At 49.4% G+C, this 23,363-nt stretch carries 20 protein-coding genes; 18 read left to right on the top strand and 2 right to left on the bottom strand.

Annotated elements, in window-relative coordinates; translation table 11 throughout:
- The first annotated feature begins 5 nt into the window (after positions 1–5).
- The 17 genes from Q0882_RS05110 (at position 6) to Q0882_RS05030 (ending at position 17,607) form a co-directional block, all read left to right on the top strand.
- Complete coding sequence (locus Q0882_RS05110; protein WP_299178755.1) at positions 6–827, top strand: hypothetical protein; 822 nt, start codon at positions 6–8, stop codon at positions 825–827.
- Positions 803–1,324 carry a hypothetical protein gene (locus Q0882_RS05105; RefSeq protein ID WP_299178753.1) on the top strand — a complete coding sequence of 174 codons (522 nt, stop codon included), beginning with the start codon at positions 803–805 and terminating at the stop codon, positions 1,322–1,324. Before Q0882_RS05110 ends, Q0882_RS05105 begins: the two co-directional genes overlap by 25 nt.
- 150 nt (positions 1,325–1,474) lie before the next feature.
- Entirely contained in the window at positions 1,475–2,920 is a 1,446-nt protein-coding gene (locus Q0882_RS05100; protein WP_299178751.1) for a lipopolysaccharide biosynthesis protein, read from the top strand.
- A gap of 2 nt (positions 2,921–2,922) precedes the next feature.
- Positions 2,923–4,317, top strand: a complete 1,395-nt coding sequence (locus Q0882_RS05095; RefSeq protein ID WP_299178749.1) for an O-antigen ligase family protein — start codon at positions 2,923–2,925, stop codon at positions 4,315–4,317.
- Between the two features lie 107 nt (positions 4,318–4,424).
- Positions 4,425–6,227 (top strand): glutamine--fructose-6-phosphate transaminase (isomerizing), encoded by a 1,803-nt coding sequence (gene glmS / locus Q0882_RS05090; protein ID WP_299178747.1) that lies wholly within the window; start codon positions 4,425–4,427, stop codon positions 6,225–6,227.
- Positions 6,224–7,000, top strand: a complete 777-nt coding sequence (locus Q0882_RS05085; RefSeq protein ID WP_299178745.1) for an acyltransferase — start codon at positions 6,224–6,226, stop codon at positions 6,998–7,000. Before glmS ends, Q0882_RS05085 begins: the two co-directional genes overlap by 4 nt.
- Positions 6,997–8,127, top strand: coding sequence for a glycosyltransferase (locus tag Q0882_RS05080; protein WP_299178743.1), 1,131 nt, complete (start codon positions 6,997–6,999; stop codon positions 8,125–8,127). The genes Q0882_RS05085 and Q0882_RS05080 overlap by 4 nt, the downstream gene beginning before the upstream one ends.
- Positions 8,128–8,373: 246 nt before the next feature.
- Positions 8,374–8,853, top strand: a complete 480-nt coding sequence (locus Q0882_RS05075) for a hypothetical protein (protein WP_299178741.1) — start codon at positions 8,374–8,376, stop codon at positions 8,851–8,853.
- Positions 8,854–8,865: 12 nt separating this feature from the next.
- The gene (locus Q0882_RS05070) at positions 8,866–10,356 is read left to right on the top strand and encodes a Wzz/FepE/Etk N-terminal domain-containing protein (protein ID WP_299178739.1); all 1,491 of its coding nucleotides are present in this window, start codon (positions 8,866–8,868) and stop codon (positions 10,354–10,356) included.
- A complete protein-coding gene (locus tag Q0882_RS05065) occupies positions 10,353–11,444 on the top strand; it encodes a glycosyltransferase (protein ID WP_299178737.1) in 1,092 nt (363 codons plus the stop codon). The genes Q0882_RS05070 and Q0882_RS05065 overlap by 4 nt, the downstream gene beginning before the upstream one ends.
- A 1-nt stretch (position 11,445) precedes the next feature.
- A complete protein-coding gene (locus Q0882_RS05060) occupies positions 11,446–12,627 on the top strand; it encodes a glycosyltransferase family 2 protein (protein WP_299178735.1) in 1,182 nt (393 codons plus the stop codon).
- 34 nt (positions 12,628–12,661) lie between these two features.
- Positions 12,662–13,297: a sugar transferase gene (locus Q0882_RS05055; RefSeq protein ID WP_299178733.1), complete on the top strand. Its 636-nt coding sequence runs from the start codon at positions 12,662–12,664 to the stop codon at positions 13,295–13,297.
- A 1-nt stretch (position 13,298) separates the two neighbouring features.
- Positions 13,299–13,721 carry a VanZ family protein gene (locus Q0882_RS05050; RefSeq protein ID WP_299178731.1) on the top strand — a complete coding sequence of 141 codons (423 nt, stop codon included), beginning with the start codon at positions 13,299–13,301 and terminating at the stop codon, positions 13,719–13,721.
- 335 nt (positions 13,722–14,056) lie between these two features.
- Positions 14,057–14,356 (top strand): STAS domain-containing protein, encoded by a 300-nt coding sequence (locus Q0882_RS05045; protein ID WP_299178729.1) that lies wholly within the window; start codon positions 14,057–14,059, stop codon positions 14,354–14,356.
- 10 nt (positions 14,357–14,366) lie between these two features.
- Complete coding sequence (locus Q0882_RS05040) at positions 14,367–14,753, top strand: hypothetical protein (protein WP_299178727.1); 387 nt, start codon at positions 14,367–14,369, stop codon at positions 14,751–14,753.
- Positions 14,750–16,840: an SLBB domain-containing protein gene (locus Q0882_RS05035; protein ID WP_299178725.1), complete on the top strand. Its 2,091-nt coding sequence runs from the start codon at positions 14,750–14,752 to the stop codon at positions 16,838–16,840. Before Q0882_RS05040 ends, Q0882_RS05035 begins: the two co-directional genes overlap by 4 nt.
- 23 nt (positions 16,841–16,863) lie before the next feature.
- Entirely contained in the window at positions 16,864–17,607 is a 744-nt protein-coding gene (locus Q0882_RS05030) for a hypothetical protein (RefSeq protein WP_299178723.1), read from the top strand.
- On the opposite strand, the gene Q0882_RS05025 is transcribed toward Q0882_RS05030, so the two are convergent.
- Entirely contained in the window at positions 17,604–19,106 is a 1,503-nt protein-coding gene (locus Q0882_RS05025; protein ID WP_299178721.1) for a response regulator, read from the bottom strand. The two genes, Q0882_RS05030 and Q0882_RS05025, sit on opposite strands and share 4 nt — an antisense overlap.
- A 102-nt stretch (positions 19,107–19,208) precedes the next feature.
- Here Q0882_RS05025 and Q0882_RS05020 point away from each other — a divergent pair, with 102 nt between their 5' ends.
- On the top strand, positions 19,209–20,651 hold the full coding sequence (locus Q0882_RS05020) for a sigma-54 dependent transcriptional regulator (protein WP_299178719.1): 1,443 nt from the start codon (positions 19,209–19,211) through the stop codon (positions 20,649–20,651).
- A 4-nt stretch (positions 20,652–20,655) separates the two neighbouring features.
- Here the strand turns inward: Q0882_RS05020 and Q0882_RS05015 are convergent, their stop codons facing one another.
- Positions 20,656–23,361: a response regulator gene (locus tag Q0882_RS05015; RefSeq protein WP_299178717.1), complete on the bottom strand. Its 2,706-nt coding sequence runs from the start codon at positions 23,359–23,361 to the stop codon at positions 20,656–20,658.
- Between the last annotated feature and the right edge of the window lie 2 nt (positions 23,362–23,363).

The following is a 23,363-nucleotide window of genomic DNA, read 5'->3' as shown; positions in this document are numbered from 1 at the left end:
CCAGCATGTCTGCAAACTGGAGCGAGAAATATCTAATCTGTGCGCTTATTTATGCGGGTCTTACAAACGCATTGATTCGTCCAGTTGCAGCGTCAATCTTTGAAAACGGATTTGTTAATGCGCTACTGGATTCTTTTGGTGTGAATGCAGCGGTATGGTTCTCTATCGGATTGATCAGCATAAACCTCAATCGTTGTGGTGAAGCCGTCCAACGTATTCAATTCGGTATCGTCCCTTTGATCGTGATGATCGGGTTGATGGTACCAAGCGCTACTGTAGCGTGGATATTGGTTGCTGTGTTAGCAGGCTGGATACTGCAACAGAGCGACGATCATACCCTTCGTTCGGCGGCCTCTATCCTTGTGGTACTGGCGCTGAGAGATCCCCTGCTGTCCAACCTGTCACAGCTTTTCAACACAGAGATCCTGGCGTTAGATACATGGATGGTCTCAGTGTTGGTCTCACTATTCGATCAAGCGGTCTATCACAATAGCAACCTGATTCAGGATGATAAGGGTGTAAGGCTAATCATTCTTAAGGGGTGTTCTTCACTTACCAATCTCTCTTATGCATTCCTGATCTGGTATTCAATCAGCAAAACCTATGCTCCCAGACTGACGGTGCAGGGAGCGTGGTCATTACTATTAGTGATCACCAGCATCATCCTATTTAATGTTACCCGGCTCGCTCTGATGTCTATGAATGAATCTAACTACGCATTGATACATAACACAACGAGTCATGCCCTGCAGTCTGTCTTGATGCTTGTCTCCGTCTTGTTCATATCCTTCTGGGGGGCGCAATGCTTTTCACTACGAAGAATCTAGTGCTGTCTGCGGCTATCGGGGTCAGCCTATTGCTGAAAACAGTTACGCTTAATACACACGCACACACTGGAATTTCAGTAAGAGTGGCAAGTCCGTCTGAAACCCTGATGAATATGGATTTTCTATATTTGGGGCAACACAGGTTAATTAACAGCCCCCATTATGCGGCAGAAATTTACCTGCATCGTTCGAATGATAAGGCCTGTAAAGGTCTGCTGTATCTATTACCGATGCCAGATAACTCTGAAGCGGTAACGCTACTAGAATCCCCTCCCGGTTTTAAAAGTCAGGATAGCTTCTATCTATTGAATAATAGCCTGCACAGTACATTTCCAGCATACCGACTCTGGTTGGATAGGCTGTATTCTCGCGCTTCGAATCTCTTGGGGTTGGTTTATGAGGATCCGCTTGTTGTTGGAGTGAGTGTGACAAGCACCTGCCTTGAGGTACGTAACCTTCCGTGGCAACAGATCATTCAGGAGATTCGATCTGTATAAATCAATATTCATCTCATTTTGCGAAAAAAAGGCCTTATCGTTAAGACGAGTCATACATAAACCCAATTTAACTCATTGATATATAGGGAAATATTAAATCTGGTCTATAAATGGCTTCTATCAAAGCATCACCGAAAAAGGAGTAAGGCCATGATTACCCGCTTGGATCGTTTACCAACCGCAGTCAGGCATAGTCTCATTTATGCATCAGCTTTGGCTTTTTCCAAGGCACTGGCCCTGATTATGGTGCCTGTTGCCACCCACTTCCTTACACCAGCAGATTATGGTCGCTTGGATGTGCTGCAAACGTTGGCAGATCTATTGAGTATTGTTATCGGTATGGGGTTGGCTGAAACACTGTTTCGTTTTGCCGGGAGTGCAGATGATGATCAGGAGAGACGCCGGGCCAGTGCTAATATTTTTGGGCTCGCACTCTGTTTGGGAGTTGTAGCACTGCTTGCGGGACAACTTCTCGCAGGGGTTATCAGCGGATGGTTACCTGGTAATGTAGCAGAAACAGAAGCCCGATTAATTCTGGCAAGCCTCTCTATGGTGGGAACCATTCTGGTACCGCTGGCCTGGTTGCGAATGCAGGGTAACCCCTGGCGCTATTTTATTGGCACTGCGGGCCGTGTGGCGCTACAAGTATCGATTGCCGTACCACTGTTGTTTCTCGGCTTTGGTGTGACTGGTGTGCTGTGTGCAACCCTGATATCTGCAACGCTTCTCTGTCTATGGCTGATCAGAACACAGTGGCTGGATACGGGTATAAGTTTCGAATTTACTCGATTTAAAGCGTACTCTGCATACGGTGGGCCACTGATTTTTGTTGGCATATCAGGTTTTATTCTGGGGAGCTTTGATCGCTGGATTCTCGCAGATGCGGTCGGCACAGCGGAGATGGCCCAATATGCGTTAGCGGCTAAATTTGGTCTGATTACGGCGGTTCTGATACAGCCTTTCGATCTGTGGTGGCACCCTCGTCGTTTCAGCTGCCTCAAGGAAAAACATGGGCCTCAGCGCTGTGCAAAAATCGCAACACTGGGTGTCGCAATTGCGATTCTGTCAGCCCTTTTGATTGCCGCTGCGGGTCCGGCGATGGTGCGCTGGATGACACCTCAGAGCTATCACGACTCTATTACCTATATCCCCTGGCTTGCCGCATTGGCCGCAGTCCATAACGCCAATGCTACGCTTGGATTTGGGGCCATGAGTGAAAGTACAACGGTACGCCCGGCCATGATAGATGGATTTGCTGCAGCCATCGCACTGCTGCTTTATCTGATATTGATCCCGCTTTATCAGGCTTGGGGAGCAATTACTGCAACCTCCATCGCACTTACACTTCGATTATGTGCTACCTATTGGGTGAGTCAAAAATCCCTCGCCCTGCCGTATCGACCTCGCCGTCTGATTCTTATGGGGGCGTCGGGCTTGATCTGTATGACATTGATACCTACTGAGCCTCTCAGCCTGAATGTTGTGTTACATAGCATAGGGTTAATAGCCTGCTTTATTTCAAGTTGTATCCTGTTGGGCACACTGCCAATACCGCAACGTTCTGTTAGGCTTCTGCAGCGTTTCATAGGTCGGTAACTATGTTTCGGGCGCAACTCTATAAACGTTGGCAACAGATCGGGTTAGCGCTCATCAGCATTTTGCTACTCGCGCTTCTCTGGTACAAAATCCCGCACCCAGTCGTGGCTGCGCTTGCCCTGCTCCCACTCATGCTTGTTGCGGGATTGCGTATGCCATTTGTACTCTGTCTGGCATTTATCACATTCTCATTTTTTCGGTTACATGAGGCGTTTCCAGCGTTGTACCCGCTCAAAATACCTCAGCTATTAGCCATAGGTACACTAGGGTCGTTAGCTTTTAACCTGATTACACAGAGAATTGAGATGTTTTGGTGTCGCGAGCACACAACATTTCTCTGTTTTTTCATGTTGGTGGTTATTGGAGCTTTATTAGCAACCAATCGGGCAGCTGCCATGCAATCGCTCTCCGGTACCTATATCAAAATTGCTGTGATGGTTTTAGCTATCAGTTGGCTGTTGCGGGAAGAGCATCAGTTTAAGGCGGTTCTTGTTAGTGTGATCCTATGCGGCATCGGGGTTGGATTAGTTGCACTGTATAACAAAGGTATGGGGCTGGAGCTGGTCGAGGGTACACGGGTGACTATTGGTCGTAGTATTGGCTCGATGCTCGGTGATCCTAATGACCTTTCACTGGTGTTGCTGTTTCCAGCAGCCTTTGCGCTGGCAACCATGCTGACACCTGACATCGGTAAAATCTGGAAACTGATCGGCCTGATCGGGTTCATTACGGTCGCTTGCGCTATCATCGCCACACAGAGCCGTGGTGGATTGCTGGGTATCTGTGCGGTTGGTGGTGTATTTGCCTGGCGCAGGGTAGAAAACAAGGCGCTGCTGCTCACTCTGGGTATGTGTGCTTTAGGGGTTCTGTTTGTCGTTGCAGGCGTGAGTGATCGAGCCTCCGGGGGCGCCCATGAGGAAGGGATTGATGAATCGGCCATGGGAAGAATCTATGCGTGGCAAGCGGCACTTGGTATGGCGATCCATCACCCTCTAACCGGGGTTGGTATTAACAATTTCATCTCAAACTATTTTGAATATAGTCCCCATTGGGATGGCAGGAATCATGCGGTTCACAGTACCTGGTTTGGTATTTTGGCTGAGACGGGGCTGCTGGGGTTTATTGTATTTGTCACCTTAATCATACAGATACTACGAATCGCTATTCAGAGCGTCTCCTTCTTCAAGCCACAAGCTGGCAGACACTATTCACCTGCACTTTATGCATGTGCGCAATCAGTACAAGCAGGCTTGGCTGGCTTCTGTGTCTCAGGAACCTTTCTGACGATGGGCTTTACCTGGCCAGTTTACATCCTTCTCTCTCTGGCGATAGCACTGTCTCAGTGCCGACGTCTCAAACAAAACGCCTCTCAAAATGAGAAATCGGCTAACAGCTAATATCATAAAGCTTCTATAAAAATTTGATAATAAAGGGGAATTGCCTATGGCACGTTAGCTGCACTCTCTTTGGTATCTCGCCTGGCGATGAACTGAGGAGAACAAAAATGTGCGGAATAGTTGGATCAATTAACCACTACGATATTGTACCTGACCTACTTGAAGGACTCGGTAATATTGAGTATCGCGGCTACGACTCGGCCGGAATTGCGGTTCTCAATAATAATGAACTCACCACGATCAAACGCTCCGGTAAGCTTCGGAATCTTGCGCAGGAGCTTTCACTAAAACCCTTAAGTAGCCACGCTGGCATTGGCCACACTCGCTGGGCAACTCATGGCAAGCCAAATGAAACCAATGCTCATCCACACAGTAACCATGATGTGTCTGTCGTACATAACGGCATCATAGAAAACTATCTCGATCTGCGGAACTGGTTGACTGCTGAGGGCTTCAGATTCCAGAGTGATACAGATACAGAGGTGATCCCGCACCTGATCAGCCTCTTTCTGGAGCAGGGACTACCTCCCCAGGAAGCGTTGAATATTGCGCTTAAACATCTGGATGGTGCTTTTGCGATTGGGGTTCTTTTCAGAAGAGATGCTGAACACCTCTATGCGGCTCGCCGGGGAAGCCCGTTGGTGCTCGGGCAGAGTGATCTGGGCTTATGTCTGGGCTCGGATACCATGGCCCTCACCTCCTCGGTTGACCGGGTACTTTATCTTGAAGAGGGAGAGCAAGCCCGTCTGAGCAGGGATCATTTCTGCATCATAGATGCAAATGGACAACCTATAAAACGTGAGATGAAGCTTTTCAGTCATCAGATAGATAGCCAGAGCAAGCAGAGTCACCAGTTTTATATGCATAAGGAGATCCATCAACAAGCAGACACGATTCGTGAAACCTTCTATCACACCCAGCGTCAGGTGCCTGAGCTGCCTATCAACTTTAAGCAACTTGATAGGATTAGTATCGTTGCTTGCGGTACCTCCTATTACGCAGCCATGGTTGCGAAGTACTGGTTCGAGCAGATAGCAAAGGTTCCGGTTGATATCGATGTCGCATCGGAATTCAGGTATCGCGACCCGCTGTTATCCCCTCATGGGCTTTCGATATTTATCTCACAATCTGGTGAAACAGCAGATACCCTCGCCGCCTTGCGTTATGCAAAAAATCAGGGGCAGAAGATACTCAGCATCGTCAACGTAGCTGGCAGTACGATTGCCAGAGAATCACACTTCAGCCTGCAAACACAGGCCGGTCCAGAAGTGGGTGTTGCATCAACCAAAGCGTTTACGGCGCAGTTAGCTGTGTTAGCGAAGCTGGCACTGCATACGGGCCATAGTCGAAACGCCATGAGTTTCAGTGATGCCAGTCATCTGATGCAGGAGATCTCTACCCTGCCCGGCCTGATCAATATGACGCTGGGTGTGGAGGATCAGTTTAAGACGATAGGTGAGAGTCTCAAAGCTTGTAGCAATGCATTTTTTATTGGTCGGGGTATCAGCTACCCGCTTGCACTGGAGGGTGCACTAAAGCTCAAAGAGATCAGTTATCTGCATGCTGAAGGGTTTGGTGCGGGAGAGTTAAAACATGGTCCTATCGCGCTAATTGAACCAGGCGTGCCGGTGTTTGTGCTTGCACCAAGTGATTCGTTGCTGGAGAAAACACTCTCCAATCTGGAGGAGGTTATGGCTCGTGGTGGTCGCTGTATTGTACTTGCCGACCAGCGGAGCTGCCGCCATCTTCCTGAGAATGTTGAAAGCATCACCCTGCCGGATTGCGATAGCCGGCTTACCCCTATTCTTTATGCGATCGCGGTGCAGCTGATCGCTTATCATGCCGCGTTGGCGATCGGTACCGATGTGGATCAACCCCGTAACCTGGCAAAATCGGTGACTGTAGAATGAACAGATTACAGCAGCTAAAACAGTGGGTAAAAACAGCCGATCATCCCATGGCTAAAGCGTTAAAAGCCAGTCATGATCAGCTACGTCATTTTGAGATTCCACCCATCAGCCTGGTCTTTAAACCACTCAGGCTGACACACCAGTGTGTGATGAGCGGAATGAGTACGATCGCGCGGGTACTCTACTGGACCCCGATGTTTAAAACCCGGCTTAGTCGACGTTGTAAGCGCCTCTACCTATACGGTGGCATGCCTTTGGTTCAGGGCGCTCTGGATATCAGCATGGGGGACAACTGCAGGCTCTCAGGTCAAACCACCTTTTCCGGTCGCTGGAGCGGCAGTGATACACCACAGTTGATCATCGGCAATAACGTGGGTATCGCCTGGCAAACGACAATTGCGGTCGGGAGTAAGGTTGTGATTGGAGACAATGTCCGAATCGCGGGTCGTGGATTTCTTGCAGGGTATCCGGGCCACCCCGTTGACCCGGCTGCCCGGGCAAAAGGGCTACCAGATACTGATGATCAGATTGGAGAGATCGTGCTGAAAAACGATGTCTGGCTTGGCTCAGGGGTGACAGTGTTGAAAGGTGTCACCATAGGAGAAGGCACGATCGTTTCTGCAGGCAGTGTGGTGACTCAGGACCTGCCAGCATTCGTAATCGCTGCTGGTGTCCCAGCTAAGGTGATCAAGCCCCTGCCAAATACAGTGAGTTGTCAGGCAGACAGTGACAACCGATCCAGCCTCAAGGTTGCTGAGGAGCGTGCAGCATGAATATCGATATGCTCGTATTTGGTGAAGACTGGGGTAAACACCCCAGTAGCACACAGCACCTGATCAAACACCTGCTCACTGATCAGGAAGTGGTTTGGGTCAACTCTCTGGGTTTACGTCGCCCCCGGCTCAACTTGCGTGATCTCAAAAGGGTCTGGACTAAACTACACGACTATTTCATCTCCGAAAGTAAAGCAGATCAGGCTGAACCGCAAACCCCTCAGTTGGTTAGCCCGCTAACACTACCTCTTCCAGGGAGTTCGATAGCACGCTGGTGTAATCAGCGCCTATTAAGTCGTAAACTCAGCCCACTGCTCAGCAGCGGAGATAAGCAACGTCCACTACTCTGGACCTCTCTACCATCTGCTGTTGATCTGGTCGGTAACCTCGGAGAACGTGCTGCGATCTACTACTGTGGGGACGACTTCTCAGCGCTGGATGGCGTTGATCATGAACCGGTTGAAAAGATGGAGCAGGAGTTGGCTGCGAAATGCCAACTGATTATTACTGCCAGTGCTACGCTGGCGAAAAAATTCCCTGCGCATAAAACCATGGTGCTGCCACATGGTGTTGATTATGAACTGTTCTCGACCCCGGCGGTGGTCGCAGAAGATCTCCCTAGCGGCCCTGTTGCTGGATTTTATGGTGCGCTGGCGGGATGGTTTGATCAGCATTTAATGATCGAGACGGCGCGCCTGCTTCCACACTGGAAATTTGTATTGATTGGCCCGGCTCATACCGATATCAGTGCTCTGTTGGCAGAACCTAATATAGTGTGGCTTGGTCCGCGCCCCCATCAGGAACTACCTCGGTATAGCCAGCACTGGGATGTCGGCTTGCTTCCGTTTTTGCGAAATAAGCAGATTAACGCCTGTAATCCACTCAAACTCAGAGAGTACCTGGCCGCGGGAAGCCCGGTGGTTAGCACCGATTTTCCATCGCTTGATGGCTATCGGGATCTGATAAGAGTGGGTAATAGTGCTGCGTATTTCGTACAGGCAATCGAGGCCCAGTACCACTGCAAATATCACGCTAAATTACTGCGTGATATCAGACAGAAGCGTGTTGCCAGAGAGAGCTGGTACAACCGCGCTGAAGATTTGAAAGAGGTCTTAGCAGCGTTATAACCAGCCCGCAGGGTAGGCGCTGACCTGCCCTGCAAGCCACACCACCACCTCACCATAACGATTCTCAATTTGCGACACAGACTGCATTCTTCCCCTGCATAACAAAAAATATAGCAATGCGTGACTTTATGTAGCACTCGTAACCCATTGAAATGCATTTAATATTTCAGGATGTCTCGCGACTGGCCCAATAGATGCAATATCTACAGCAATAAACTTATAGGTTGTGATCTGCTGGAGATTGTTATGAAAACACCCAACCTGAAAACCATCAGGACTTTGATTCTAATAAGCGGCATGCTGCCGTTGACCGGCTGTGTTACCAATCTCAAACCGATAAATCTGAGCATGTCTGATCAGGTTGACGCTCAACCGCCTGGAAAGATCAGTATTGATCAGTTGCTTTTAAATGCCCGGCAGCAGAGTTCATCTTCACCCGTTCGTTCAGACCTCTTTCTACAGTTTGAAGGTGATCGACATCAACTCAATCCTGAAGAAAAACAGCAGATCCTGAGCTTCTCCCGGAAATATCCAGAAACACTTTATCTCGCCTGTGCACCCGCCTCTGGTCCTGACCAGTTTACCGCCGCGACGATCGGTGTTCGGCGCTGTCAGCAGATCAGTCAGTTTCTACGTGAACGCTCATTTAGCAGTGAGATCATGCTCTCTCCTCAGTTGCTACCTGATCAGGTTCGGCTTTACCGCTCAGATGCTGCTGGTGGATGATCCAAGGAGTGAATGATGATCAGAAGCGCATTCGTTAAAAATATCGCTTCATTGTTGTGGGCCGCATGGCGCCGCCGCTATCTAATCGTACTTCCTACACTGCTGATGCCTTTTGTCGGCTTCGCTGTTGGGCTCGTATCTCCGAAGAAATATGAAACCAGCACGACGATTCTGTTTCAGGAGGCGTCTGAACATAACCCGTTTCTCGAAGATCTGGCGATCGCTACGAACCTCCGTAACCGTATGGAGGCACTGAACGCCCTGCTCCACAGTCGCCACATTCTTGCTGATGTTGCTTTGCAACGAGAATTGATCTCTGAGGAGATGGATGAGAAACAGAGAGCGTGGATCATCTCGGAGTTATCCCGCGCACTCAATGCTCGCCTGGTGGGCGATAACCTGATCAAAATCACCTACCGTTCGGAAGATAAACAGGAGATGAAAGACACTCTTACAATGGTCAGTATGCGTTTTGTTGAGCGTGTACTGGCACCACAACGCTCCTCGATTATTCAGTCTGAGAGTTTTCTGTCTGAAGAACTCGAAAGTCGCCGGATAGATCTGCAAGCATCAGAGCAGGCGCTGGCAGAGTATAAAAATCGCTACGCCAGTGAACTACCCGGATTACACAGTGCCAACGTCGCCCGATTGTCTGAACTCCAGAGCTATATGGCGGAGCGTCGTATCGAACTAGAGGGGGCTAAAGCAGCTCAAGCGAGTCTCGCTATGCGCCTCTCTCAAACCAATCCGGTTGTAGGGAAAATTGAAGAATCGATCATTAACGTGATGGCTGAGTTAACCCAGCTAAGGGCCCGCTATACCGATCAGCACAGTCAGGTTCAGAACGTACTGGCGAGGTTGGAATCCCTTGAGAAGGAGCGAAACCGGATACTGGCCCAGATGCAACAGCTTAATCAGGGCGGTTTGAAGAAAGCACGGCTTGAACGTCTTTGGGCGATCGCAACTACCACACAGGAAAATGAGCAGGGCCCTACTCAGCACCCTCTGCTTATTTCACAACTGGAACGCCTGCAGCAGGCGGATGACCATATAGAGCGCCTTAGCCAGGAGGTCAGCTCACTCAACAGCGAGATCGCAAAACTACAGAATAAAGTTAATGGGTATGGACAGCATGAGCGTCGACTCAAAGAGTTGGAGCGAGATATACAGGTTCGCCAGAAGATCTATCAGGAGCTGGCTGAGCGCTATGAGATGGCACGTGTGACCCGTTCCCTGGGCAAAAACGAAGAGAGTGAGCGGGTCAAACTGATCGATCCGCCGTTTGATCCCCTTGCGCCGATCAATTTACCAATACCGATCTTTGTTTTGGCTGGACTGGTTGCAGGCATCGGGCTGGGGTTGGGGCTGGCTGTTGTCGCTGAGCTTTTAGATACCAGTATCCGCCGCAAAGACACTTTGAGTGAGATGCTCAACGTCCCGGTTCTGGCCCGAATCCCATCTATGAATAATCAATCTGACCTTGCAGAGGAGCCACGATCATGAAACCCGTCATCGTACAGGTAGTACAACACTTGCGCCCCGGGGGCATTGAAACTATGGCCCTGGATCTGCTCCTGCAGCTCCGTTCCAAAGCCAAAGTCTATATCTTTAGCCTAGAGGGCGAAGAGCAGAGTACGCTAAAACAATGGCCAAGGCTTAAAACGGTGCAAAGCCAACTGCGTTTCTTTAACAAGCAGCCTGGAATACGTTTTAGTCTGATCACTGAGTTGAAACGCGCATTAACACAGGTAAATGCCAGTGCCGTGCATACTCATCATATCGGCCCCTTGCTATATGGTGGAGGTGCCGCCCGCTTACTAAAACTGCCTCATGTACATACCGAGCATGATGCCTGGCATCTGAATGCAGTGGCCAATCGCAGACTGCAAAATCTGCTGATACGTGTCATAAAGCCAAAACTGGTGGCTGATTGTGATGCCGTTGCCTGTGAACTGCTACACCATTTCCCCTTCAGTCGACCTGAGGTAATTCTAAACGGCATTGATACCCACCGTTTTATTCCGGCTACTCCGCAGGAGAAGCTGAATGCCCGTAAACATCTAAAATTACCTGCCAGCGGAACCCTGATCGGTTGTGCAGCCCGTCTTGAATCTGTGAAAGGCCATGAGTTTCTACTCAAAGCATTAAGCCGTTCATATACCGATATCAGCCTGGTGCTTGCGGGCAGTGGCACGCTACGGAAGCATCTTGAGAATGAAGCCTGCCGCCTTGGCATTGCTGAACGTGTCTTTTTCCTGGGGCACCTCGATGACACATTACCCCTCTACCACGCTATCGATATGTTCTGCCTGCCTTCGTTAAATGAGGGGTTGCCGCTCTCGCCTCTGGAAGCTCAGGCATGCGGTGTGCCGGTAATCGTCACTGATGTGGGAGGTTGTCGCAGTATCGTCTGCCCTCATGCCTGTGAGGTGGTCAAACCAGGCAGCAGCCAGGCCCTGCTCAACGCGATTCTGCGGCTGCACTATTCGCCGTTTTGTCATAACCCACGCAAATTTGTGCTTAGTACCGGCAATCTGGAAAAGACTGCCAACGCTTACTTCAACTTACTGGCTTTTCCTCAGGAGGTGTAACATGTCGACCTGGATGCTCTGCTCACTGGCACTGCTCTGGTGCCTGATTATCTATCATCATCTGATCTATCCGATCATTATGCTTCGTCTGCAACAACGCGCAGTAGAAAGAGCTCCGCAAACACCGTCGGACTCAGCATTAAAGAGGGTCACCATCGTGGTACCCGCCTACAACGAAGCGGGTGTGATTGCGGATAAGATCCGTAATGTAGCCAGCCTCGATTACCCAAGCGATAAACTCAAACTGGTGATCGCCTGCGATGGTTGTAAAGACAACACCGCTGCATTAGCAAGAGAGGTTGCTGCAGAGTGGCAGGCAGAACATCTGAACATCCAGATTATTGAGTTTAAAGAGAATCATGGCAAAGTGGCGTTACTTAACCGCCTTATCCCGGAGGTTAATGCCGACATAGTCGCCCTGAGCGACGCATCTGCACTGATCTCTATTGATGCCCTTAAACTCGCTCACCAACATTTTGAAGACCCTCAAGTGGGTGTAGTTGCCGCCACCTACACACTGCTTAACCCCGGCAGTGAGGGTGAGCAGCGATACTGGGATTACCAGATCAACATCAAGCGTGGCGAAGCAGCCATCGGGAGCCCCATTGGTGTACATGGCGCGCTCTACCTATTTCGTAGTCATCTTTTTCAGCCGATGCCCGCAGATACGATTAATGACGACTTTATCCTACCGATGGAGATCGTCTGTCGGGGATATGAGGCACGTTATGACTGCAATCTGGTTGCACTCGAGCTGGAAAAGGCGAGCCTTAATATGGATTCACAGCGACGTACCCGGATTGCAGCTGGAAACCTCCAGCAACTGCTGCGATTACCGAAGTTGCTCTCGCCCATGCTGGGAGGCACTGCATTCAGCTTTCTTTCGGGTAAGGCGCTTAGAGCGTTGATGCCACTGATTCTACTGACACAGCTAATCGTCTCTGCCCTGCTGGCATTGGATTCAGAAGCATTTCTTATTCTGACGATTCTGCAATTGACGGGGATTGTGCTTGCTCGTCTCAGCCTTTTATTACCAGAGAGACTCCTTAACAGGTATAGGTTTCTGAAACCCATCAAGATCGTTTTCTATCTGATCAACGGTTACTACAGCAGCCTGATAGGAACCCTTCGCTACTTACTAGGGTTGGATCGTGGTCACTGGCAATCGGTCTCTAAATCCTGAACCCGTTCCACTGTATTTTTTGAGGTACACAATCATGAATAGCTATATCCCTACACCGGTACTGTTGGCAAAACGTGGCATGGATATCCTGCTCTCTCTGCTAGGTCTGATGCTCTGCCTCTGTCTATTGCCCTTTATTGCGGCAGCCATCTATCTTAATTCACCTGGCCCTATTCTGTTTAAACAGATGCGGATCGGACATGCAGATCTACAAAAAACAGATATCTTCTGGATGTATAAATTCCGTACCATGCATCTGGATGCCGAAGCGAAAACGGGTGCAGTCTGGGCACAATCAGCCGATCCGCGAATCACCAGGGTCGGGTTGTTTCTTCGCAAGACCCGATTAGACGAGTTGCCGCAGCTGTTCAATGTACTGCGAGGCGATATGTCCCTGATCGGCCCACGGCCAGAACGCCCTGGGTTTTATCAGAAACTGGAACACGCTATTCCCTACTTTTCCGAGCGTACCTGGGGATTGAAACCGGGTATTACCGGACTTGCACAGGTAAATCAGGGCTATGATCGTGATATTGAAGATGTACGCAATAAGGTTGGTTTTGATCACGCCTATGCGCTGAGTTTAGGCAGTTTGCTCACCTGGATTCGCGCAGATCTGAACATCATGATGAGAACCGTTTTGGTGATGATTTGCGGTCGTGGGCAATAGGATGATCGTTAAGTCAAAGGTTCAACAAACAGCAGGGGTAACCCTGCACCGTGCTCTTATTGCAATGACTATCAGCTGCGGCGGCTTTATCGCCTGGATACTTTATATGGCGAATACGGATCAGGACACACTGTTCTTCAGCCTTGCACGTAACCTGCCTCATGGAGACAAGATCAGCCATATCACCCTGTTTGGTTTTTTTACCTTGCTGCTAAATTTATCGACCCGATGTAAAACCTTAGCCATTTACAACGGGTCCTGTTACTTAGGCACCCTATCGGTATGGGTCTTTGTGACCCTGGAGGAGATGAGTCAGTCATTTTTCCCCAGTCGTACAGTTGATCTGGTCGATTATGCAGCCAGCCTAATCGGAATAGTGCTGTTCAGCTTTTTATCATGGCTAATCAATCGCAGAAATTCGTGAAGATCTAATTGCTAAGTGATCGTTCATGTTTTGCTCAGTGAAATCAAACCGGAAAAACCGTAGTGACGTTACATACAAACCGCAGTTAGATCTCTTTACCCGCCTTGGCACCGATGGCGTGATTCTAAGGGGTGAATGCGAGTTATACTGAACCAGCGTGATTTGCCCCCTATACTCTCATCCTGATTCTCAAAATGAGAACAGGTTTAAATTTGCATACCCCATCCTTACAGAAAATTATAATAATCTTCTTTATTTTCAGATAGATAATCCAATGGCATAGGCTTTGCTGTATCACTTCTAAATAGAATTATGATCCATACAGGAGTGTTGTTATGTCTATTGCGGCCAAAGTTGAAGCAGATCTTTATCTTGAAATTGAGGGTTCACTGGATGCACTCGCAGTGGAGATTTTACGTCCACGATTTGATGCACTGATCCAGGATGAATCAGATGTGGTGATCGATATGCATCTGATTGAATTTATCGACTCTTCCGGTATCGGTGCCATCGTGTTCCTTTTCAAACGCCTGCGGAGCATAAATCGGACGCTGAGTTTGATCGGTGTGCATGGGCAACCCCTAGAGCTACTCAAGCATCTGCGGATCGATCAGTCGATTCAGGTGAATAGCTAAGGTGATACCCATGGTACTGATACGGATCTTTATGCTTTGCCCCCTTCTCTCACTCGGTGGTTGTTTCTATCTGGTACCTGAAGGTAAAGGCGGCGTAGCTGAACGTTTTCCGATCCCTGAACGTCCATTCACACTTTCTGAACGGATAGATCGATCTGAAACAGTATTGACTGAACTACAGCTGCAAAGCAGCCGTGGGTCATATCCAGCTCTCTACAGGGAGGTCGAGATGCAGTTGATCGAAAGTCGCCGCCTTTTAAACGCAGAGTTCACCCAGCAAGCAGTATTAGTATTGGAACCTGTTGAGCAACTGCTCTATCTGATGCAGCAGGGTTTTCATCTGAGAGCCGCATCACAGCTTTGCCACCAAAAGCCTTCTCAGGAGGTGTGCTTATGAAAACTATCATTCAAATTCTCTGTCTGTTGCTGCTTCCTCTGTTAGTACAGGCAGATAACCTACGTCCTGGTGATCGCTTACAGATAAAATTCCCTGGTGAGCAGGCGTTTGAAAAAAGCTTTCAGCTGAACCATGAGGGGATGATTACCCTGCCCGAAATCGGTAGCGTACGTCTGAGTGGCCTCAGTCTGACTGAAGCACGTGATCTGTTAAAAACGAAGATGCGCAATGCCTACAAAGATCTGAGTAAATTTGATCTCTTTCTAAAAGAGCGTCGTTTGTCAGTCACCGTGCTTGGTTATGTAAAGCAGCCAGGTCCGGTTGACTTACCGGTACGCGCTAACGTACAGATGGCGATCAATCGTGCCGGTGGTTTAGCGCAGGGAGCACAACTCGATAAACTTCAGATTCGTCGAGACTCAAGTTTGATCGAGTTTGATTACAAACATTACCTGGACAGCGGCAACCCTTCCTCTTTACCTAAGCTACAACCGATGGATGTGATCTTTGTTCCCGCCTCTCCACTGATCGGGAATGTACAGGTGGAATTTGATGCGCAGACGCTCACGGCCTCGGGAGATGCCGGTGAAGGGGGCGAAGCGGTGAAGGTGTTTGGTGAGGTGCATCGACCCGGTACCTTTGCCTATAAGGATGATGCCAATGTGATGGATCTTATCATGCGTGCCGGTGGTGTCACGCGCTATGCGGGGATCGAGCAGATCCGGGTGATCCATAACGGTAAACCATTTCCCTTCAATATGCGTGAATATCTGGATACAGGTAACCCGGCGCTGATGCCTAAGGTTCATCAGGGTGATCTGATATTTATTCCGCAGGCTACCGAACAGGTTAAAAGTGGTTCGCGTACGGTCTATGTCATGGGTGAGGTCTTTAAACCCGGAGCTATGGAGATGGGTGAAGGCAGTGGATTCTATGATCTGCTGGCGACAGCGGGTGGTCCCACCCGCTTTGCCGAGACCCGACAGATCCGAATCATTCGTGCAGATGGCAAGGTACAGCCTTTTGATCTACAGAGCTATGTCGACAGTCAGGGGCGCGGCACTATGCCGGATATCCAACCAGGTGATGCGATTCTGGTCCCGGAAAAAACCGATATGAATGAAAAAAGCTGGCTTAAGGTTCATCCCAATCGTGCAATCCGAATTATCGGCGCGGTTAATCGTCCAGGCCGGTACGAGTGGGCATCTGAGATGACACTGATGGATCTGATTGCACATGCCGGGGGGCCTATTGCCAGCGCTGATACGGCTCACCTGCAGATACTCCAGCTGCGGGGTAACGGCCAGACTGACTCGGTCAGTTTTGATCTCAAAGCATTTCTGGATCATGGTGGCGATATCCGTAAAATTCCACATCTGCGTGCGGGTGATACCGTTGTGATCCCCGAGCTGCCAAAAGATCCGAACGATAACCGCTCTCAGTGGGTACGCCAGTCTAGCGAACGCTCTATCTACATCTTCGGTGAGGTCGGTGCGCCGGGACGCTATGCATTTAACAATGAGCTCAACTTTCTCGACATCCTTTCAGCTGCACAAGGGCCTACAGGTCTGGCAGATCTCTCCAGCGTACGTATCACCCACCGTCAGGAGGGTAAGACAGAGGTCAGCCATCTGAATCTGCACACCTATTTCGAGACCGGTGACGAGGCGATGCTCCCTCTGGTTAGAAATGAAGATGTGATCTTTATCCCTAAACGTGACCGTGCCTGGCTGGAGAAACCGAAAGAGACTGTGGTGCGAGTTTTGGGGGCAGTCGCCCGCCCTGGTCGTTACAGCTTTGATAGCCATATGACTGTTCTTGATCTGTTAGCAGAAGCAGGAGGACCACAAAACACTGCCCTGCAGGATCGGATAATGGTGATCAACCGTATTGATGGGGAGGCTCACTCGCGTCTGTTTGATCTGGTCGATTTTGCCAAAAGCGGTGATTTTAGCCGCCTACCCGTTTTGCGAGCCGGCGATACAGTTTACGTACCGGGCAAGGAGCAAAGTACCTGGTACCGCGTGGTTAATACACTGCAGGAATCACTCACAGTGTTCTCGTTTGCACGTCTGGTTGGCTTGTAATTTGACACTGTAAGGAGTTAGCAATGAGATCACTCAAGAGTAGTTCAGCCTTAGAAACGATCTATGCTCGGATATTGCGCCTGGGACTGCGTCAATTCAGTATTTGCAGTATCCATCATCAAGCGGGTAATAGCACGATCGCCTACTCTCTGGCGCAACGGGCTGCCGAGTCGGGGAAGCGGGTACTGTTACTTGAATTGAACCGCAGAAGTCCGATATTAGCGCAGTATCTTGGAATGAGTGCGAATGAGTGGTTACCTCTGACTGGCAACTGGGAGCATGCTGCCCAGGAGAGTGAAAATCCGGGTCTGATGGTGCTTAACTGTCCGGAGAAATCCAGCCACTGTGTTGAGTTCCGGGATCAGGAGACGCTCAAACTGTTTTTTTTCAACTGTCTTGAGCGATTTGATCTGGTGATCTGTGATACCGAGCCTCTTCTATTATCGGCACAAGCGACAGATAAAGCCTGTTTTGATCAGGAGATGGATGATAGCTTGCCGGTAGATGTAATCTGTGCGGCCAGCGAAGCAACGCTGCTGAACATAGAAACCGGAAAAACCACTGAATCCCAGGTTGACGAAGCTCGGGACATTCTCTTTCAAAGTGGCGCAAGCCTGAAGGGGGTCATCATGAATGATCGTTATGCACCAGGGCTTAAACAGGAGTTGATTCGAGAGACCTACCGATTACAACGATTTATGCCAACACTGATGCGGCACCTTCGTTTCCGGCTAGAGAAGATGGTCCTTCTGAATCAGGAGCTTTAATCCTTTTCAATCAGTATCAGAGTGAGATCATCATCCGCCCTGCCCATTTTGAGCCTGGCTGATAGCAGAAAATCAGCCGCTGCAGAGAGAGGCATCGAGCGAGTTTGTTCTAGTGCCAACTGCAGTGGATGGTCTAAAGGTTCAGCCGCATCCTGAAAACCATCTGAATAGATTAACACCCGCTGCCCTGATTTCAGGTGGGTCTTGAGGGTTGTGTAACTCTCCACGCCTAAACCGGGAAGTGCACCCTGCACCCTGATCGATTTGATACTGTTTTCTGTGATCTCTAGCGGGAAAGGTTGGCCCGCGTTTACCCAGTTCAGCTCTCCCTGTTCTGTTAGCTGTACAGCCAGGAGTGTAGCTAAGGTCTCTTTAAGCAGTGAATCCTGATTAAACCCCTGAGAGAGCAGCGTAAACAACGCCTCAAGGTCAAACTGATGACTGCAGGCTGCGGAACTTAGGCCCCTTAAATAGCCTGCCAAAGCATAGCTGAACCCTTTGGCACTGAGTCCATGTCCCATCAGATCAGCCATGAGGATCATGCTTTGTCCGCCTTGCTGCTGAAGTTGTACCAGATCCCCACCGCCGGGTTCGGGATTGATCGTCCTCAGTTGCAGGTTATAGCCAGGAATCCGGTCTGGCAGACTCGGTTGCAAACCCAGGCTAATCTTCTGCTCAAGCTCATGTTTGATCTGTTGATTAAGGTAACTGCGCCGCTGAATGACCCTTTCTATTGCATTAACCAGTTGGTCACGGCTGACAGGCTTCGCAAGGAAATCATCGATCGGGCGTGACAGCGCCCGACTGATCTTCTGCTGATCCTTACTGCCTGATAGATAGATAAAAGCAGTATCAGCTACATCAGGGATATGCGCGATCTGATCAAAAAGTGCAGGCCCATCCTGACCGGGCATCTGTATATCACAGATCACCAGATCGGGGTGATACCTAATGACCTGAGAGAACGCCTGCTGCACGCTGTCAGCCTCAACGACAGCGTATTCGTCACAGAGATAAGCTGATATCACAGCGCGGTAGCTCGGATCATCATCAACGATTAACAGGGTTTTCTTCAGTGGTATCGCATCACTGACAGGATAGCGTAGCAGCATCAGATTACAGGCATCTTCCCGATAACAGGCGGGCACATAACGAATATCCGGGAACATCTGTGCTAACAGCTTTAAGCCCATACCACTCTCAGCAGCCTCTAAAGGGTTTGGATCATTAATCAGCTGGCTAAAGTTGTTAAAGCTGGGACCATTATCCCGTAGCTCCAACCACCAATATTGTGTGTCTTTACTCAGACTCAGAATTATCTCGGTCGGTTTAGGCTCCGGATAGCGGCTAAGATTCACAATCAGCTCAGCAGATGCCAGTTGAAACGCATTAATGTGTGCAGCACCCGCTTTATTAAGTGCCTGACTTAGCGCTTCTCTGACTCGTCTGGCTTCACTCAGTTCCGGTTTAAGGTGCCATTCGGCTAAACGCTGCAACATCAAATCCACCGTTGTAACTGACTAATTCTTAACAACTTACTTGTCACACCCTACCCTGTAGCATAGGCTAAAGGGAAGCATTTTGGCTGGAGAGGATGTCCTATGGCCGTACCCACGGTAAACCGAATTCTGCTGATTGAAGATGATGTCTCTATGGCAGCTGTCTATCGTAGCTATTTGACCGGATTAGCCTATCAGATCCATCATGAAGAAACCGGTCAGGGTGCTCTTACAGCGCTGGACAGAGAATCTTTTGATGGCATTCTTCTCGACCTGACATTACCTGATATGAACGGTCTGGAGATCTTAGAGAAAGTAAACCGTGAGGAGATGCAGGTTGAGGTGATTGTCACAACCGGTGATTGCTCAATGACCACAGCCATTGAAGCCATGCAGCTTGGTGCGCGGGACTATCTGGTTAAACCTTTCAGTAAGGATCGCTTGCTAACCACACTCAATAATACCTTTGAAAACCAGAAGTTAAAGCGGATAGTTGAAACATATCGTGAAGAGATTGACCGACATAATTTCTGTGGTTTTATTGGCTCATCTCTGCCGATGCAGCGCGTCTATCAGGTGATTGATAGTGCTGCCAGTTCTAAAGCCACAATCTTTATCACTGGCGAGAGTGGAACGGGTAAGGAGGTGTGTGCTGAAGCGGTGCATCAACGCAGCGAGCGTAACGGAGCCCCTTTTATCGCTCTGAACTGTGGTGCTATCCCCAAAGATCTGATTGAAAGCGAGATCTTCGGCCATGTTAAAGGGTCGTTTACCGGTGCCGTCAAAGATCGTGATGGTGCTGCAAGTGCCGCTCAGGGAGGTACACTTTTCCTTGATGAGATCTGTGAGATGGAACTGGCACTGCAATCGAAGCTATTGAGGTTCCTGCAAACAGGCACTTTGCAAAAGGTCGGCAGTGATAAAACTGAAAAAGTAGATGTCCGAATTATCTGTGCCAGTAATAAAGATCCACTGGCTGAAGTTCAGGCGGGTAACTTCCGTGAAGATCTCTATTATCGACTGCATGTACTGCCGATCCATCTGCCCCCGTTGCGCGAGCGTGAAAATGATGTAGTCGAGATCGCGCGCAACTTTCTTCAGCAGTATGCAAAAGAGGAAGGTAAAGATTTCAACGGGTTCGACCTTGATTGTGAGTTGATCCTGGGAAATTACGACTGGCCGGGTAATGTTCGTCAATTACAGAATGTGATCCGTAATATTGTCGTTTTACATAATGGTGAGTGGGTGACCCAGAACATGCTCCCTGCACCACTCGATAATTTCAGCCAGCCTGCCAATGTTACGACATCGATGGCAACGTCTGCTCAAGTACAGCAGCCGGTCACACCCTCACCCACGGCATCAGCGACCATGGGCAATCAGCTATCCCAGATTATTCGACCGATGGCTGAGGTTGAACGTGAGATGATTGAACGCGCAATAGACCTGTGCGGCGGTAACATTCCTACAGCCGCACACTATCTTCAGATCAGTGCTGCTACCATTTATCGCAAGCGAAACAGTTGGAAGGAACAGCAGGATTAGGTGTTCAACCACTCCGGCTTTCAATATGAGCCTGCAACGCCTGCAGGCTGGCATCAACCAGTGCTGAAAACGAGTCCAGACTCTCATCTACCCTATCCCCACTCCGGCATTGGACCTCCAACAGCCTTGCCTGCTCTGACATAGGCTGTAAGCCATATAGCGCTGCACTGCTCCCGAGTGTATGCAGATGTCGTTCGGTGTCACTGAGCTGCAATGAGCCTGCCTGTATTTGTGCTAGCCGTGTATGAGCGTCAGTGATGAATACAGCAGCGAGTTCTGGCAGAACCTCCTCTGAGGTGTCTCGTGCAAGCTGATCTATCCTGCGGGTATCCATTAGTGCATGTAGCGCAGAAACATTGTCAGAGCAGCTTTCTGTAAATGCAGGACACTGCTGATGCCCCACCTCCGCAAGATAGGGCGCGATTGTCTGGAAAAGGACTGTTTTCTCCAGTGGTTTCTCCAGATACCCCTGCATCCCGATATGGTCGAATCGTTGCTTGTCCTCATTCTGGGCATACGCGGTAAATGCGATGACGGGTGTATTACGCCACTCAGGCAGTTGAGATAAACGTTGATAGGTTTCTACTCCGTTCAAACCCGGCATCAATATATCCATCAGAATCAGATCAAAATTATTGGATTGATACAGTTTCAGGGCTTCATAGCCATCTGCAGCACAACTCACATGCAATCCAAACCCTTGCAACATCGTTCTGGCAACCAGACGATTGGTTGTACTGTCATCGACTACCAACAGGCGCCCCTTTAACTGGCTGAAGCTCTGTCTTTTCGTCGTTTCATCGGGGTGCGCTATTTGCAGTGGTAGTTGAAAGCTGAAACAGCTACCAACGCCTAACTGGCTGCTAAACTCGATCTCTCCACCCATCAGGTTGACCAGTTTATGGCAGATAGAAAGCCCTAAGCCGGTCCCTTCATAGAGGCGTCGGTCATTGGTTTGATCAATCGTGGTAAATTCAGAGAAGATCTTCGGTTGATCTACTTCCGGAATACCGATTCCGGTATCTGCAACTGAAAAACAGAGTGTCTCACTCTGTGTTGAAAGGCGTAGCGACACTTCCCCCTGCTCCGTAAATTTTATCGCATTGCCAATCAGGTTGATCAGAACCTGCCGTAAGCGTTGGCCGTCCAGGTAGACCGATGTAGGAACGGATGCGGCTAACTCAATGTTAAGCTGGATCGATTTCTCCTCAACCCGCAGTTTAAACAGCTGCTCAAGCTCAGCCAGCAAAGCTTTAAGGTCGCAGGGAGCTGGGCTCAACTGCATCTTGTCTGCATCGATCTTGGAGAAGTCCAGAATATCAGAGATGATGGTTAACAGACCGCGCCCTGAGCTGAGAGCGCTGGTGACAAACTGTTTCTGCTCGGAGGACAGCGGAGTTTCCTGGAGTAGCTGTAAAAGCCCTAAAACTCCATTCAGTGGTGTACGGATCTCATGGCTCATCATCGCCAGGAAGCGACCACGAGCACTGTTTGCCAGTTCAGCATCCGAGACTGCCTGCTCTAACGAAGCTTGGGTCTGTTTCTGTTTGCTTATATCAAGGTGGGAAACTATCACCGATCCATTTTCAGCCTGCGTTTCATGGATCTCTATCCATTGACCAGGCTGAAGTTCATACTCTTGCGTTACAGGAAGCTGGGTGTGTAACTCAAGCTGCTTTTCCAACCAGGCTTCAGGGTTAGTGCCGGCCTCTGGAAACAATCCATGCTCAAGACAGCGCCGGAAAAAGCAGTGGTAAGTGTCACCTACTTCGATCTCAACACCCGTACTGAGATATAAGTTTCTGAACTGCTGATTACAGTGGACCAACCGATCTCCGACACCAAACAGCGCAACGCCATCCTGCGCGATCTCAAGTGCATCCAGCAATAGCTGATTTTGTCGTTCTGCACTGATGCGTCGACTGATATCCCGGATCACCCCGAGAAACTGTGTATCTCCCGCGATCTGCATGCTGTTGACGCTTAATTCGATAGGAAATACTTCACCGTTTTTGCGTAATCCTACTAAGCGCCTCTGATGCCCGAGTATCCCTTTTGCACCGGGGCTTTGATATTGGCTTAGATAGTGGTCATGCTGGCTTCTGTAAGGCTCAGGCATCAGATGTGAAACATTTTTACCGATCAGATCATTGGGGGAATAGCCAAATATACGTGTTACAGCGGCGTTAACAGAGAGGATAACACCCTGCTGGGTGATCGTTACGATCCCATCCATTAGTGTATCAAGCACGACCTGAAGCTGTACGTCACTGTCAGCGGATTGGGGGGGTGGCATCTCCTCTGCTTCAGGTTTCTGCTCTTGATCAGATATTAACTTAGGCTGCTTACTCGCAAGAGAGGTCCGGATATGCTCAATTAACTCCTGATTGGACCAGGGTTTTGCCAGAAATTTATGTACGACACCGGTGTGAACTGCCTGCAAGACAGTCTCAAAATCTGAATGTCCACTAAGAATAATCCTGACGGTATCAGGCCAACTCGCTTCAACTTTCGCAAGTAGTTCCGTACCGGTCATACCCGGCATTTTGTAATCTGAAAGAATGAGCGTTGCGCTGTTTTCATTCAACCAGACGAGCGCCTCTTCCCCCGATGAAACCGACGACACAGTTACATCTGCCTGCCTCATCACCCGGGTCAAAGCGGTTAGAATATGCTTTTCATCATCTATTAACAGCACATCAACCTGCATCC

The organism is uncultured Neptuniibacter sp., from assembly GCF_947498015.1.
In the GTDB taxonomy this organism is placed as follows: Bacteria; Pseudomonadota; Gammaproteobacteria; order Pseudomonadales; family Balneatricaceae; genus Neptuniibacter.
Note: the sequence above shows the minus strand (reverse complement) of the source record. Positions and strands in the feature narration are given on the sequence as shown.

Excerpts from the sequence above, each read along its gene's own strand:
- Q0882_RS05110 (WP_299178755.1), top strand. The coding sequence starts at position 6 with ATGTCTGCAAACTGGAGCGAGAAATATCTAATCTGTGCGCTTATTTAT.
- Q0882_RS05105 (WP_299178753.1), top strand. The coding sequence starts at position 803 with ATGCTTTTCACTACGAAGAATCTAGTGCTGTCTGCGGCTATCGGGGTC.
- Q0882_RS05100 (WP_299178751.1), top strand. The coding sequence starts at position 1,475 with ATGATTACCCGCTTGGATCGTTTACCAACCGCAGTCAGGCATAGTCTC.
- Q0882_RS05095 (WP_299178749.1), top strand. The coding sequence starts at position 2,923 with ATGTTTCGGGCGCAACTCTATAAACGTTGGCAACAGATCGGGTTAGCG.
- glmS (WP_299178747.1), top strand. The coding sequence starts at position 4,425 with ATGTGCGGAATAGTTGGATCAATTAACCACTACGATATTGTACCTGAC.
- Q0882_RS05085 (WP_299178745.1), top strand. The coding sequence starts at position 6,224 with ATGAACAGATTACAGCAGCTAAAACAGTGGGTAAAAACAGCCGATCAT.
- Q0882_RS05080 (WP_299178743.1), top strand. The coding sequence starts at position 6,997 with ATGAATATCGATATGCTCGTATTTGGTGAAGACTGGGGTAAACACCCC.
- Q0882_RS05075 (WP_299178741.1), top strand. The coding sequence starts at position 8,374 with ATGAAAACACCCAACCTGAAAACCATCAGGACTTTGATTCTAATAAGC.
- Q0882_RS05070 (WP_299178739.1), top strand. The coding sequence starts at position 8,866 with ATGATGATCAGAAGCGCATTCGTTAAAAATATCGCTTCATTGTTGTGG.
- Q0882_RS05065 (WP_299178737.1), top strand. The coding sequence starts at position 10,353 with ATGAAACCCGTCATCGTACAGGTAGTACAACACTTGCGCCCCGGGGGC.
- Q0882_RS05060 (WP_299178735.1), top strand. The coding sequence starts at position 11,446 with ATGTCGACCTGGATGCTCTGCTCACTGGCACTGCTCTGGTGCCTGATT.
- Q0882_RS05055 (WP_299178733.1), top strand. The coding sequence starts at position 12,662 with ATGAATAGCTATATCCCTACACCGGTACTGTTGGCAAAACGTGGCATG.
- Q0882_RS05050 (WP_299178731.1), top strand. The coding sequence starts at position 13,299 with ATGATCGTTAAGTCAAAGGTTCAACAAACAGCAGGGGTAACCCTGCAC.
- Q0882_RS05045 (WP_299178729.1), top strand. The coding sequence starts at position 14,057 with ATGTCTATTGCGGCCAAAGTTGAAGCAGATCTTTATCTTGAAATTGAG.
- Q0882_RS05040 (WP_299178727.1), top strand. The coding sequence starts at position 14,367 with ATGGTACTGATACGGATCTTTATGCTTTGCCCCCTTCTCTCACTCGGT.
- Q0882_RS05035 (WP_299178725.1), top strand. The coding sequence starts at position 14,750 with ATGAAAACTATCATTCAAATTCTCTGTCTGTTGCTGCTTCCTCTGTTA.
- Q0882_RS05030 (WP_299178723.1), top strand. The coding sequence starts at position 16,864 with ATGAGATCACTCAAGAGTAGTTCAGCCTTAGAAACGATCTATGCTCGG.
- Q0882_RS05025 (WP_299178721.1), bottom strand. The coding sequence starts at position 19,106 with ATGTTGCAGCGTTTAGCCGAATGGCACCTTAAACCGGAACTGAGTGAA.
- Q0882_RS05020 (WP_299178719.1), top strand. The coding sequence starts at position 19,209 with ATGGCCGTACCCACGGTAAACCGAATTCTGCTGATTGAAGATGATGTC.
- Q0882_RS05015 (WP_299178717.1), bottom strand. The coding sequence starts at position 23,361 with ATGCAGGTTGATGTGCTGTTAATAGATGATGAAAAGCATATTCTAACC.